Genomic DNA, 12,277 nt, shown 5'->3' on the forward strand with positions numbered 1-12,277 from the left:
CCCATTGCACCATAAGGTATAGTTATCATGGGTGAAGTGTGTCCAAAATTCATATTATAAAGAATAGGCAAATCAACTAACTTAAGTTCTTTTCTTACCACATTTAAAATAACTTTCTTATATTTCTCATAATACAAATTATCATATGGCTTTCCGAAGATTATTCCCTTAGCTTTTTGTAAAATCCCCTGTGAACCATAATTACGCAACCAATATTCAACACATTTTGGATCCGGCTTATCTTCAGATGTTTCAAATAATACTTTTTTTATCCAATGCTTTGTATAGTCAAACATTTTAATATTCTCAGCAAACTCTGCTAATATAGATGGTCCATAAAATATGATCATCTCCTGCACCGCCCCAAGATAGACTAATAGTAGCTACTTTATCACCAGATTTTAAATGAGATGGTTTTACTAAATCCATTTTATCTCCTCCCTGCTTTATTAAAAACCCCCTTATTCATCTCATAGAATAGTTTATCTATATCCTCTATTAACATTGGTACAGATTATGATCATTATCTTTAGTTATTTTTCCTAACGACACGACAAGGATTTCCATAAGCAACTGTGTTGGATGGAATTGATTTTGTCACCACACTACCTGCGCCAATGGTTACATTATCTCCAATTGTAACACCTGGCAATATAATGCTTCCACCCCCAATCCACACGTTGTCGCCAATTATTACGGGGGCGGTAATAGTTTTACAAAATGCAAATCCGTCCGCAGTTTGCTCGCCAAATCTATCGTTAGCATTCGTTGGATGAAAAGCTGTGTATATCTGCACATTTGGAGCAATCAGCGCATTGTCACCTATTACGATTTTATTATCATCTAAAAATGTGCAGTTCATATTAATTTCACAATTGTTGCCAAAATAAATATTGTTTCCATAGTCTACGAAGAATGGTGCGGTAATCCACAAATGCTCTCCTCTGCCACCCAAAAGTTCGTTTAATATGCGCTCCTTGTTTTCGTTGTTATTTGAATCCAGTCCATTGTATTCTATCGCCAAATTTTTCGCTTTATGCCATTGCTGCATCAGTTCTGCATCCCCACAGTCATACAGTTGTCCTGCTAACATTTTTTCACGTTCTGTCATCATTCATCCTCCCAATATAATATAAATAATCTTTATTTCACAATAACTTACTATTGTTTACTAATATTTTTCAGATAATTTTTCATGTAATCTCCACTCCTGTGGTTGTTCATTATTTCCGAAGTACTCAGTTATTTCTTCAATTATATTTTTTTAAATTTGAAAAAGAAGTCGGATAAAAACTTTCTTCATTATTTTTATTTGATACTTTAACCGCTGTAATAACATTATAATCCTTTGATATTATTTTTTCTATTGTAATAATCCTCAGTCCTTAATTTACTTTTTGAAATGTGTTAGCAATTGTAACCATCGTATAGACTCTTAACCATAATTAAGCATGGATTTTCTTCTCCCCATATTTCTTTTATTTCTTCCAAGGGATAAAATCCTAATTTTTTGTAAAACTTCCTAGTATTTTTGTAGTGCTTGTCTGGATGGGATTCGCCTAAAGTTTTTACCATAAGAAATTTAACTTTGCTGTTAATTAATACTTGCTGTGATGTTTCTAGAAGCATTTTACCAATACCACCATTATGATATTCCTTTTTTACTCCTATAACATATATCTCTGATGTATAACTATTATTTGATTTTATACTTATGAATCCAATTGCTGTATTTGAATCATATGCAACATAATAATCAGTATTTTTTACCCCATTTACATATTCAACTATTGCTTCTTCTATACCGAACCACTCTGGTAATTCTCTTAATATAGAATTTGTAATGGTTTGTTTCTCATCATTATTTATTAATTTACTTATTTTAATCATATAGCCTCCTCCTTGTAACAAAGGATAGTGTTAACCCCATACTAAATATATCTAAATAATGGATTAAATTCTAAATTTATAATAAAATATTATAGTAACTTAGATAAAGTAAGCTCTATGCTAAATCCAGCGCAATTATAGCTACATTACAAAGGTTATTTACAGCGGTACTATTATATTTTATAAACGTACCTATATATATACTATATTTCTGCTATAATTAAATAAGAGTAATTAAACATGTCGGGTGTTACAATTGCTTAATAAGACTAACCTTTAGTTATTCTAAACATCAAAAATTATATAAAATCAAAGTTCCAATTCACAAACTTATTATTGAAAGCGAGGATATGCTAAATGAAAAATAAAGTTATTTTTATACTTTTGGTAAGTGCTATAATTACTGGTTTATTTTCCCCAGTAAGCGTAAAGGCAAAGGATGAAAATAAACGTATAGTAACCTTAGGTGCTGATTTAACAAATGACCAAAGACTTCAGATGCTAAAAAGATTTGAGGTAACAGAAAACCAAATAGAAAAAGATGAAATTAAAGAAGTGGAAGTAACTATACAAGATATAAGAGAGCAACTCGGTATGGATACTAGTAAGCCTGTAGCTAAGGGCAGCGTTTCTATTTCTAGCTGTTATGTAGAAGTTTTGCCTAAAGGAAAGGGTATAAGTGTAACCACAAATAATTTAACAGAAGTAAATAAGAACATGCTATCTAATGCCATTGTGACCTCTGGAATAACCGATGCAAAGGTAATAGCAGATGCTCCATATAAGGTAACAGGAACTGCTGCACTTGCAGGTATACTAAAGGGATTCGAACAATCTATGGGTAAGGAATTACCTTTAGAAAATAAAGAGGTAGCAAGAGATGAAATAAATGTAACTAAATCTTTAGGAAATGAAATAGGACCAGATAAAGCTGCTTCATTAATAAATGATGCAAAAACAGAAGTTATAAAAGAAAAACCTAAAGATAAAGAAGAGATAGTAGGAATAGTAGACAAGACTGCTGATAGATATGATGTTAAGCTATCCGAAAGCCAGCAACAAAGCATAACAGATCTTTTAACAAAATTAAATGATTTAGATTTGAACTATAAAGACCTAAAAGGTACTTTGTCTAAGTTGAATGATACAATGACAAAAGGTTTAGAAAAGTCAGGAGTTATATTACAGGAAAATAACACTATATTAAAAAAGATTTCCAGGCAACTAGATAGGTTTGGAAGCTTTATTAAAGGAATATTTAATAAAGACTCAATAGAAAATATAGAACCTGCTGATATAGAAACTAAAAAGACACAAATTAAAGATACCATAGATGATCTAATTGAAAAAGTACCAGCAAAGTAAAATTTAATTAAACATATAAAAAGACTATGAATTTAGATATGTATTCTAAATTCATAGTCTTTTTATATTATACTATTTGCTTGACTTCATAGCGGATACTTCTGCAGCCATGATGTATTCTCCAACCTTTAGCTTATGTCCCCATTTTTCAGCATATTCTTTTGATACCTTTTTTGTAGTTATATTAATATCATTAAAACCAGCCTTTTGTAAATAATCTTTTAATTCTTCCACGGAAGATGCGCCGGTAACTCATCCACAGTAAAGTTTTTCATCTTGCTTCATTTCAGATGTTAATTCTTTCATAAGAACTATATCAGAGATTGCAACTCTGCCACCTTCTTTTAGCACCCTATAAGCTTCATTATAAACCCTTTGCTTATTTGGTGATAGATTTATAACGCAATTTGAGATGATTACATCTGCTGTATTATCAGCCACAGGCAGATTTTCGATTTCACCTAATCTAAAGTCTACATTTTTATATTGGTGTTTTTTACAACTTCGTCTTGCACTAGTTATCATCTCAGGTGTCATATCTACCCCTATAATATATCCATTATCTCCAACCTTTTTTGAAGCTAAAAAGCAATCAAAGCCTCCACCACAGCCAAGATCTATAACGGTTTCACCTGACTTTATCTTAGCTATTAGTTGAGGATTACCACATCCAAGTCCCATATTAGTCTCCTCTGGCGCCCCTAATATCTCTTCATCAGAATAACCTATTTTGCGAGAAATCTCTAAGGCGGACTTTTTTAATGATAACTCATCACTATCACAACAGCCAGATTTTTTTGAATTAGATATAGCAATCTTTTTATAACTATCACGAACTAAATTTCTAACATCTATTTTTTTAATATCACTCATTTTACAATCCCCTTTTAATATCACGAATAGTTTAGGCTATACGTATTTATCCGATGGCTACCATCCGTAACACCCCTATCCTCTTCAAGGTTGGGATGACGGCCGCTACGCCCCTGGATAAGTTCTTCTAAGACTTTGATGGAGAGATGTATTCCTTATAAGTAAACTCCACATGAGTCTAAGAATCACTTGATTTAAATTCTTCTAAAGTTGATAAAATATCTAAAACTTTATAATCTACAATACTATAATGAGTCCACATGCCTCTTTTTTCAGATCTTAAAATGTTAGCTTCCTTTAAAATTTTAAGGTGTTGAGATAAGTTAGACTGACTAAACTCTACATCTTCATTTAACTTACATACACAAAGCTCCCCTAAAGATAACTTTTTTACTATTTTTAATCTTATAGGATGGGCCAAGGCTTTAAGAATCTTAACTTCATTTTCCATAAAAATCTCCTAACCCTTATTTCAAATAGGTATAATGTCGTTACTATATAAGTATATAATTAAATAGTAATATAGTGTTAAAGCTTTGTCAATAGTTAAAGAATAAATTATTATATTTTATTTTTCAATGTTTTATTCTTATATTTTAGTGTATAAAAGTATAACCACTATGGTATTAAAAATTAAGAGTATGCCTATAATTCAAGTTTTATGATATAATTTACAGCATGTAATCAAATACTTTGCTTTGAAAGTATAGTATGTTACAAAACTTAAAGTAAAGAGGGAGAATATATTTTGATAGGAACTAAAAGAGATAATATAAAGATAGGATCAAAGGTAACAGTAGTGCAAAAGCAAGATCAGCGCTCAGGAAAGCTTACAGAAGGCACTGTTAAAAGGATCCTTACAAATTCACAAAATCATCCACGTGGGATAAAAGTAATGTTAGAAAGCGGTATTGTAGGAAGGGTAACGGAAGTATTTTAATTAATATAAAGCACCCTAGAGTAATAGTTAATCTAACTACTGTTCTAGGGTGCTTTAATAATTTAATAAAATCTATTTTAAATCACTTTAAAATACTAAATTTAACTACATATTACTATCATCAACAGCATCTAACCACTGCTTAACTGGTGTTATAACACTTTCGATGCATCCATCTTTAAATGGATTATTTAAATTCGCATACTTAGTAAGTTCTAAGAAGGACTTGCTTCCGCCAACTTTACATAATCTTAAATAATCTTCCCATGCCAATTCTTTGTTTTCATTAAATTTAACCCAAAACTGCAATGCACAAACCTGGGCTAAGGTATAGTCTATATAATAGAAAGGTGATTCAAATATATGTCCTTGTCTAAACCAATATCCACCATTACTTAGGAATTCACTATCTTCATAGTCTTTGCTTGGTAAATATTTTGATTCAATTTCTCTCCAAGCCTTTTTTCTTTCCTCTGGTGTGGCCGCTGGGTTTTCATACACAAAATGTTGGAATTCATCTACTGTAACTCCATAAGGTATAAATGTTAGCGCACTAGCTAAATGAGTAAATTTATATTTAAGTTCATCTTCTTTAAAGAATAACTTCATCCAAGGCCATGTAATAAATTCCATACTCATTGAATGTATTTCTGCAGCTTCATAGGTTGGAAATTCATATTCTGGTACTTCAAGGTCTCTACTAGAATAAACCTGAAAAGCATGTCCAGCTTCGTGAGTAAGTACATCTACATCTCCAGATGTTCCGTTAAAGTTAGAAAATATAAATGGAGCCTTGTACTTTCCAATGAAGGTGCAATAGCCTCCCCCAGCTTTACCTTTTTTACTTACCAAATCCATAAGCTCGCCCTCTACCATAAAGTCGAAGAACTCATTAGTTTCTGGCGACAATTCTTTGTACATTTGTCTTCCATTATTTAAAATCCAATCTGAATCTCCCTTAGGTACAGCATTTCCACTTAAGAATTTTAACGGTTCATCATAATATTTAAGACTTTCAAGACCTAATCTTTTAGCTTGTCTTTTCTTTAATTCTTCTGCTACTGGCACTATATAATCTAGTACTTGCTTTCTATAATTTGCTACCATAGTTGAATCATAATCTGATCTCATCATTCTTATATATCCAAGCTCTACGTAATTATTATATCCTAGCTTTTTAGCTATTCTATCCCTTACCTTAACTAATTTATCATATATTTCATCAAACCTTTTTTCATTTTCTACATAAAAGTTAGTAGAAGCTTCGTAAGCTTTCTTTCGCATTTCTCTATCCTTTGATTGTATAAAAGGATCAAGTCCTGCTAAGTTTCTTTCTTCTCCTTCAAACATTATCTTAGCTGAAGCTTTAAGCTTACCATATTCAGTTGAAAGCTTGTTTTCTTCTTGAAGATCTCCAATTATTTCAGGTTTAAATGTCTTTAGTTGCATTTGTGCTAAAGTAAATAATTGTTTGCCCCATTTCTCTTCTAATTCCTTTTTAAATTTAGAATTTACTAAAACCTTATAATAATTTGATATAATTCCTTCATATATTGGCATAGATTCATCTATAAATTCTTGCTCTTTTTCATAAAACTCATCTACAGTATTAATAGAGTTTCTTATACCAACTAGTTGTGCCATAGAGTCTACTTCACTTCTTAAATGATTTATTTCCTTCATTATTTTATCTTGCTTTTCCATACTTTGAGCCTTTTCAAAATCTTCTATTAAGTGATTAAATGACTTTTCTAACTTATCCATATCTGGTCTTTCATACTTATAATCTTTGAATTTTAACAATATACTTCCCCCTCTTATCTTTAAATTTTACCATTAAAATAATATCCATAATAATTTTATCTTACCATATTTTCAGAACTTTGTGAATTTATACTTTTAATAATTAATAAAAGATATTTTCATTAGTCTAATATATAAGGTATAATTAGATGAATTATGAGCTAAGAATATACTAATTAATCATATTGCTATTTAAACTGTTATCTTTTTAAATAGTTTTACATTAAAATACAAGGAGTGAGTTACATTAAAGATACAAATTATAAAATTTTAATAGAAAACTTAAAAACTTCGGAGGATAAAGAGAGAGCCAAAATAATAAATATACTTTCAAAGGATTATACTTTGGCACTACCTCTTTTATGGAATAAAGCTTTAAGTGATGAAAACCCAAGAGCAATACTTTCTGCTATAAGAGATATTATAAAAAAAGAAAAGCCAAGAGAAATGCTTAAAAGAAACATAGGTAGTTCTAAAGAAAAGCTTAAAACCTTTCTTCAAAGTCCAGATGCAAAAACAAGAAAAAACACCTGTGGCATCATTAGTGAATTAGCTGATCCTGCCTATTTAAGTTCGTTATACACTGCTTTTGAAAAAGAAGATCAGCTATTTGTAAAGTCTTCATATATCCTTGCCATCGGAAACTGTGGAAAAGCTTCTGATGGTGAAAAGCTAGAGAAAATACTTGAAAGTTTAATATCAAATGAAAAAGCTTGTACCGATAAAAGTGAGCTAATAAAAAATGCAAAACATATAAATGAAGAGAAGCTTGTCCTAGGAAGAGCAATAGCTAAATTGTCTAAATCTGTAAAGCATAAATTTAAAGGCTTTGAAGAGGCTGTTCCTATGCTAGTTACAGCAATGAATAAAGAGTTTAGAGTTACTCTAAATGAGCTTAAAGAAAAGTCAATTAAGGGTAAGCTTGTAGATGATGGTATCCTTATTAAAGAAAAAGACTTAGATAACATCTACAGCTGCAGAACCTTTTATGAACTTCTTTACCCTTTAGATTCCTTAGAAAAGCTAGAATTTAATTCTGATATAATAGCTACTGCAATTTTAAAAGCTAATATTATAGACTTTTTAAATAGCTGTCATGAAAATACATCTACTTCTGATGATTATTTTCCTTACAGAATTGAATTTAAAACTGAAAATTACAATAAGGAAAGATCTGACTTTTTAAAAAGCTTATCTATAAAATTAGATGAACTTTCAAAGGGAAAACTTAAAAATAGTCCATCTTCCTATGAAGTTGAAATTAGAATAGTTGAAAAAAACAGCCTTTGCAATGTATTCATTAAACTATATTCATTTAAAGATACACGATTTGACTATAGAGAAAACACCTTAGCAAGTTCTATAAACCCTGTTACCGCAGCAATTGTAGTAAAATCTATAGAAAAATGGTTAAAAAATGATTCAAAGGTTTTAGATCCTTTTTGTGGGACCTCTACTATGTTAATTGAAAGGGCTAAGTTAAAGGAAACTTCTAGTTTAACAGGCATTGATATATTTGGTGATGCTATAGATTTCTCAAAAATAAACTCAAGACTTTCAAATACAAAAATAAAGCTTATAAATGAAGATATATTATCTTACAAAACCTTTGATGTCTTTGACGAGATTATATGTAATATGCCCTTTGAAGCTAACGTTGGAAGCAAAAATCACACTATAGATTTATATCGTGAATTTGTAGATATGATTCCAAAACTTGTAAAGCCTACTGGCATGGTATTCCTTTATACCGTGGAAAAAAACTTACTTAAACAAAATTTATCAGGTAATAATCATTTAGAACTTCTTGATGAAATAAAGATTGAAAGTGGCGGACTTACACCAAATGTCTTTGTTCTAAGAGTTAAGTAAACTATTATAGTAATAGATAAAATTAAAAGTATTAACCTTTAAAGTTAATACTTTTAAATTTACACATTATAATCCATAATTATGAGTAAAATATAGTTTCTTATACTTTACATCAAAGAATATCCACCTTTTAAAATGTCACTTTTTTAAAATAAATCTATTGGATATGTACCATAAGTCTTAGCTGCATCTATAAACATTTCAACCTTTTCAATTGGTGTATTCATTGGAATTTGACATCCGGTGCTTAAAATATACCCCTTTTTAGAATCATGCCCCTTAGCAATACACTCCTTAACTGACTTAAAGATTTCTTCTTTAGTCCCCTTATAAATCACATCCACCGGTGGAACATTCCCAGTAATTATAACTCTATCTCCCATAACCTTTTTAGCCTCTTCTAAATCTTCTATATTATCTATACTAAAATTAGAAATGCCTGTCCTAGTAACATCTTCCCATATACCACGGCTCTTACCACATATATGTATACCTGGAGCATTACCAGTCTTTTCTTTTATCTTATCTACATTCTTTTGAAGATAAGGTAATGAAAACTCTCTAAATTGCTTTGGACTTATAAGACTATTAGATGAAACTGGATCTGCAAATCCAATAGATAAACCCAAATTAGCTACTGCTTCTATATATTTATTGTTAGATTCAACTACTATTTCCATTAGTGTATGAATACTCTTAGGATATTTTATCATCCATTTTAATAAATTTTCCGTCCCTACTAAAGAAGCTGCCACACTAAAAGGTCCAGACATAGCAGCCCCAACATCCACTTCTTTTATAAGTGCATCTCTAGTAAGTCTTAAAGCTTCTATTAATATTGGCAACTTTCCGTCTTTCAACGGATTTACAACTTTAAGAAATTCAATTTCTTTTGGGGATTTAATAATAGGTTCTAATAGATAAGAAATATTATAATCAGGATAACAAACCTTAGAACCCATAGCCTCAGCAACACCTCTAAGACTAGTAGATATCCCTACACTATCATGCCCAAGTCTTCTAAATAGTGCTATTTCAAGATCCGCCATAGTCCTTGCCGAATGATAATAATCCCTAGCTGTTACTCCTATAAAAGGAACCATAGTAACTCCCATATCAGGGATACAGAGTATACGATCAATTTCTTCACCTTTAGAAAAAGCATCCATTCTTTCTCTTGGAGTCATTTCTTCCCTTTTCAATTAAATCACTTTCCTTCCCTTATAAAAAGCAAACCATCATATAAGCTAATATACCTAACTCTAAATGATTATATCCAACATAATGAAATAAGTATAATAGAATTATCTTATAGCAAAGGAAGGTTTAATTTAATTATTAAATAAGCTTATTATTAATATTTTTATCATCACTTCTTATCTTTTGAATGTATGAAAGGTGATCTATACATAATATTTAAATTCCCTATTTCTACATCTTCTATAACTTTAGCATCAACTTCATACAATTGTAATAATATATATAAATTCACATTTTACTCATACTATGCAAACTATTTCACAAGCCACCCTGTTTTAACCTCTTGAAGTATGTCCATATGTTTATAATTTTTTACTACCTCTATTAAATCTTCCATGGATTTGTTTATAAACTTATTTTTATGATATACAATACTAAAGTGTCTATTCCATGCACATTCTGAATTTTGTATTACATAGATTTCACCATTTTTTATTTCTTCTTCTACAAGCCTAATAGATATAGCCGCCAAATGCTGATTTTCTAAAACTGCCCTTTTAATAGCTCCAGGACAATTGCTTTCCCATTTAGTTTTAATGGTTACTCCATTTTCTGACATATAATTTTCAAACAGTTCTCTAGTTCCACTACCTTTTTCACGCATGGCAAAGCCTACACCCGATAATTCATTTAATTTAATTTCTTTTCTACTGGCAAATGGATGTTTAGTACTACAAACAAGAACTAAATAGTCCTCTACCTCAGGAATACAGATTAAGTCAGAACTCTTAATCTCACCTTCTACAATACCTATATCTAATTCAGAATTCAATAACTTTTCTTCTATGATTTTTGTATTATTTACATAAGCATAGGTTTCAACCTCAGGACTACTTTCATTAAAGCTACTTAAAATATTGCTTAAAATGCAATTGCCTATTGTAACTGTTGTTCCAATTCTTATCTTCTCTACATGTTTTGACTGAATCATATTTTCTTCTAAGTCATCAAATTGATTTACCACATACCTTGCATAAGAAAGCAGTCTTTTTCCTTCCTCTGTTATGTATAATTTCTTACAAAAACGTTCAAATAAAAGAACACCATAGTGCTGTTCCAATTCTTTAATTGTTTGACTTACTGTTGGCTGTGAAATAAAAAGATTTGATGCAGCTATACTCATCTTCCCACTATCTGCTACTTCAATAAATATTCTTAAATGTCTTATAGTCATAGTGTTCTCCTCTCTTTAAGGGCTTTTAAAATGATCCATAGGTTTTACCTATGATATTGATAAGATATTATCACTTTCTTAATAACTGCACAAGTGATATATTTATGTTATAAGATAATTATTATATTTGATGGGGGATTATATTATGGCAACTTTAACTATTAGTACTGAAGATGAAAAAAGGGTAAAAGGGCTGGGGTTTCTTAGTAATAAAGGAACTGACAACTTCTCTGCTAGAATTATCACTGTAAATGGTAAGATTACATCAGCTCAAAATAAATGTATATCAGAGGCAGCTGAAATCTTTGGAAATGGAATTGTAACTTTTACTACTAGGCTAACTGTAGAAGTCCAAGGTATACCATATAATAAAATTGATGACTTTAGAGTATACCTGGCGAGAGAAGGGCTTATAACAGGTGGTACTGGGGCTAAAATCCGACCAATAGTCTCTTGCAAGGGTACAACCTGCCAATATGGATTAATTGATACCTTTAGCTTATCAGAAGAAATACATGAAAGATTTTTTAAAGGCTACTCAAATGTTAAGTTACCTCATAAGTTTAAAATTGCTGTAGGTGGCTGCCCTAATAACTGTGTTAAACCTGAATTAAATGACCTTGGTATAATCGGCCAAAGGATTCCAAATTTTAATGCAGATGAATGTAAAGGTTGTAAAAGATGTTCTGTAGAAAGTGCCTGTCCAGTGAATGCCTCTAAGGTAGTTGATGGCGTTCTAAAAATTGACGAGGATAAATGTAATAATTGCGGACGTTGTATTGGTAAGTGTCACTTTAAGGCTATGGAAGATGGTACAACAGGCTACAAAATATACATAGGCGGTAGATGGGGGAAACGCATTTCTCACGGAATAGCACTTAATAAAATATTTCTAGATAAAAATGAAGCTATGGACATAATAGAAAAAACTATACTTTTATATAAATATCAAGGTAAAGCTGGGGAGCGTCTGGCTGAAACTATTGAAAGACTTGGTTTTTTAGATATTCAAAATCAGCTGCTATCAAATGACCTTTTAGATAGAAAAGATGAAATATTATCAATAACATCTCTTTAAAGACTCTAATTAAAAATCAAAA

Annotated in this window: 12 protein-coding genes and 1 pseudogene; 4 read left to right on the forward strand and 9 right to left on the reverse strand. The window is 30.6% G+C overall.

All coding sequences use genetic code 11. The features are described 5' to 3' along the window. The 3 genes and pseudogenes from BV55_RS0100005 to BV55_RS0100015 form a co-directional block, all read right to left on the reverse strand. A pseudogene (locus BV55_RS0100005) lies at positions 1-341 on the reverse strand (hypothetical protein); the annotation flags it as partial. Between the two features lie 188 nt (positions 342-529). Beyond that, positions 530-1,111 (reverse strand): sugar O-acetyltransferase, encoded by a 582-nt coding sequence (locus tag BV55_RS0100010; RefSeq protein WP_029450647.1) that lies wholly within the window; start codon positions 1,109-1,111, stop codon positions 530-532. A 296-nt stretch (positions 1,112-1,407) separates the two neighbouring features. Further along, entirely contained in the window at positions 1,408-1,890 is a 483-nt protein-coding gene (locus tag BV55_RS0100015; RefSeq protein ID WP_029450648.1) for a GNAT family N-acetyltransferase, read from the reverse strand. Between the two features lie 357 nt (positions 1,891-2,247). Between BV55_RS0100015 and BV55_RS0100020 the strand changes: the two genes are divergently transcribed. Then, positions 2,248-3,255 (forward strand): DUF1002 domain-containing protein, encoded by a 1,008-nt coding sequence (locus tag BV55_RS0100020; RefSeq protein ID WP_051652334.1) that lies wholly within the window; start codon positions 2,248-2,250, stop codon positions 3,253-3,255. Between the two features lie 72 nt (positions 3,256-3,327). Here the strand turns inward: BV55_RS0100020 and arsM are convergent, their stop codons facing one another. Together arsM and BV55_RS0100030 are read right to left on the reverse strand one after the other, a co-directional pair. Next, a complete protein-coding gene (arsM, locus tag BV55_RS14685) occupies positions 3,328-4,128 on the reverse strand; it encodes an arsenite methyltransferase (protein ID WP_157469569.1) in 801 nt (266 codons plus the stop codon). Positions 4,129-4,306: 178 nt separating this feature from the next. Continuing rightward, positions 4,307-4,579, reverse strand: coding sequence for an ArsR/SmtB family transcription factor (locus BV55_RS0100030; RefSeq protein WP_029450650.1), 273 nt, complete (start codon positions 4,577-4,579; stop codon positions 4,307-4,309). A 297-nt stretch (positions 4,580-4,876) separates the two neighbouring features. On the opposite strand from BV55_RS0100030, the gene BV55_RS0100035 reads away from it, so the two are divergent. After that, on the forward strand, positions 4,877-5,068 hold the full coding sequence (locus tag BV55_RS0100035; RefSeq protein WP_029450651.1) for a YwbE family protein: 192 nt from the start codon (positions 4,877-4,879) through the stop codon (positions 5,066-5,068). A 105-nt stretch (positions 5,069-5,173) separates the two neighbouring features. On the opposite strand, the gene BV55_RS0100040 is transcribed toward BV55_RS0100035, so the two are convergent. Continuing rightward, positions 5,174-6,832: a M3 family oligoendopeptidase gene (locus BV55_RS0100040; protein ID WP_051652521.1), complete on the reverse strand. Its 1,659-nt coding sequence runs from the start codon at positions 6,830-6,832 to the stop codon at positions 5,174-5,176. A 276-nt stretch (positions 6,833-7,108) separates the two neighbouring features. On the opposite strand from BV55_RS0100040, the gene BV55_RS0100045 reads away from it, so the two are divergent. Next, positions 7,109-8,743, forward strand: coding sequence for a methyltransferase domain-containing protein (locus tag BV55_RS0100045; RefSeq protein WP_242850823.1), 1,635 nt, complete (start codon positions 7,109-7,111; stop codon positions 8,741-8,743). A 146-nt stretch (positions 8,744-8,889) separates the two neighbouring features. Here the strand turns inward: BV55_RS0100045 and BV55_RS0100050 are convergent, their stop codons facing one another. The 3 genes from BV55_RS0100050 to BV55_RS0100060 form a co-directional block, all read right to left on the reverse strand. Next, positions 8,890-9,945 carry a methylcobamide--CoM methyltransferase gene (locus tag BV55_RS0100050; RefSeq protein ID WP_029450654.1) on the reverse strand — a complete coding sequence of 352 codons (1,056 nt, stop codon included), beginning with the start codon at positions 9,943-9,945 and terminating at the stop codon, positions 8,890-8,892. A gap of 167 nt (positions 9,946-10,112) precedes the next feature. Further along, on the reverse strand, positions 10,113-10,235 hold the full coding sequence (locus BV55_RS15855) for a hypothetical protein (protein ID WP_278246638.1): 123 nt from the start codon (positions 10,233-10,235) through the stop codon (positions 10,113-10,115). A 21-nt stretch (positions 10,236-10,256) separates the two neighbouring features. After that, positions 10,257-11,177 carry a LysR family transcriptional regulator gene (locus BV55_RS0100060; RefSeq protein WP_029450655.1) on the reverse strand — a complete coding sequence of 307 codons (921 nt, stop codon included), beginning with the start codon at positions 11,175-11,177 and terminating at the stop codon, positions 10,257-10,259. A gap of 145 nt (positions 11,178-11,322) precedes the next feature. Here BV55_RS0100060 and BV55_RS0100065 point away from each other — a divergent pair, with 145 nt between their 5' ends. Next, positions 11,323-12,255 (forward strand): (4Fe-4S)-binding protein, encoded by a 933-nt coding sequence (locus tag BV55_RS0100065; RefSeq protein WP_029450656.1) that lies wholly within the window; start codon positions 11,323-11,325, stop codon positions 12,253-12,255. The last annotated feature ends 22 nt before the right edge of the window (positions 12,256-12,277 follow it).

The organism is Clostridium algidicarnis (genome assembly GCF_000703125.1).
Taxonomy (GTDB): Bacteria; Bacillota; Clostridia; order Clostridiales; family Clostridiaceae; genus Clostridium_L; species Clostridium_L algidicarnis.